The organism is uncultured Campylobacter sp. (assembly GCF_937949835.1).
GTDB lineage: Bacteria > Campylobacterota > Campylobacteria > Campylobacterales > Campylobacteraceae > Campylobacter_B.
The window spans coordinates 1-1461 of the sequence record NZ_CALEDC010000394.1 but is presented as its reverse complement, the minus strand read 5'-3'; the positions used below and the strand labels follow the sequence as shown (position 1 = coordinate 1461).

4 protein-coding genes are annotated in these 1461 nt (G+C 35.7%); 2 read left to right on the top strand and 2 right to left on the bottom strand.

Annotation, left to right across the window (positions count from 1 at the left end; translation table 11 throughout):
- Together Q0256_RS11630 and Q0256_RS08920 are read right to left on the bottom strand one after the other, a co-directional pair.
- On the bottom strand, positions 1-176 hold a 176-nt coding region (locus Q0256_RS11630), incomplete at its 3' end, for a helix-turn-helix domain-containing protein (RefSeq protein ID WP_367271955.1).
- Positions 177-199: 23 nt separating this feature from the next.
- Positions 200-445 (bottom strand): hypothetical protein, encoded by a 246-nt coding sequence (locus tag Q0256_RS08920; RefSeq protein WP_297921109.1) that lies wholly within the window; start codon positions 443-445, stop codon positions 200-202.
- 151 nt (positions 446-596) lie between these two features.
- Here Q0256_RS08920 and Q0256_RS08915 point away from each other — a divergent pair, with 151 nt between their 5' ends.
- Positions 597-947, top strand: a complete 351-nt coding sequence (locus Q0256_RS08915; protein WP_297962320.1) for a hypothetical protein — start codon at positions 597-599, stop codon at positions 945-947.
- A gap of 3 nt (positions 948-950) precedes the next feature.
- Entirely contained in the window at positions 951-1319 is a 369-nt protein-coding gene (locus Q0256_RS08910; protein WP_297962318.1) for a hypothetical protein, read from the top strand.
- Positions 1320-1461 lie beyond the last annotated feature (142 nt).

Below are 1461 nucleotides of genomic sequence, written 5' to 3'. Positions count from 1 at the left end.
CGACGTATGCCGAGGATTAGCTCCATCTGCGCGATCCTGCTTTCTGGGATATTCTTCCTAGTCTTCCAGCCGATTAGCGTTCCGTATGGAATTTTTAAAAGGGTGCTAAGCTCTGCATCGGTCTTAACGCCGGCAAAGAAGCGCGCTCTTGTTAAAATTTCACTTACTTCACTCACGATAAACCCTCTTTTCTTATGAATTACCTGCGAACCGGCTCAAAAATTTCGCCGTCGCCCGTGTATATCCAATCTCTACTAAAGCCGTATCTTTCGACAAATCGCATAACCCACTCAAAAGGGATAAGCTTCTCGCCGAAGCGAACCTTTTTATAGATAAATTTGGATGTGTCTAAAAAAAGCATCACGTCTTTTAGGCTCTGATTTGTAAGTCTTCTCATCAGATCCAATCGATCCCCGATAGAGTAGAAATCGATACTCTTGCGCATTTTCAACTCCTTTTACGCAAAGATTTGATATAATTAAGTGATTTTGTCCTGAAAAAAGAAAACCATTTTTCTTAATTTTCTGCATTAATTATATAACAAAAGTTATATAAATGTCAAGTATTTTTATAACTTTTTTATAAAGGAGCATTAAATGACGGTGAGAGAGGAATTGGACGATTTAAAATTTCGTCTAAGGTTAAAAACCGATGAAGAGCTGGCGGTGGCATTAAATACCTCGAAAGGATCAATAGACAGATGGATAAGCAGAAAGGATATACCGCAGAAATGGCGCAGGATAATAGAACTACAGTTTAAAGGATCAAATATTATAAATAGCCAAATTGGAAATCAGAACACCCAAAACAACGGAATGGGTGAATTTGATAGAAATGGTGCATGGAAAGAATTTATGGACTTATTTAATGAATTTGGTAGCAACGCCATGCTTAAGAAATTTATTGAACGATTAAAAGAAGAAAAAGAAAAATTTGCAAAGGAGTAAAAAATGGATAAATTTAGTTCGTATGACAAAAAAGACATTGGGTTGAGTGTATATGACGAGGAAAATGAAATTAGTCTATTTAAGGTGAAGGAGCTAATGCTTTTTAGAGAAGATGCCAAAAGTAACGCGGGATATAGCGATCCTGAAACTGCGGCAGAAGAGTTCTTGGAATTTATGAATATCTGCTATTATGAAATTATCGAGGCGGAGTTTATTCAAAAACACAAAAGCGACCCCGTGTGGCTAAGAGTTAAAATTTTACAAGAGGGAAAAAGAAAAAAAAGGAAAAAGCGAATTGACGATCAATGTATCCAAATAAATAGCAAAAATAGCCAGATAGGCAACAGAAATATACAAAATAATAAAAATTAGTATTAAGTTTATATTTATTAAAAGCGGCGCGATCGCGATTTGTGGTATAATAGGACTATTATTTATTTCTTTTGCGAGGTGATGATATGAAAAAACTATTTTTGCTTTTTATTTTTTGCATGTTTGCCGCAACGAACGCGGG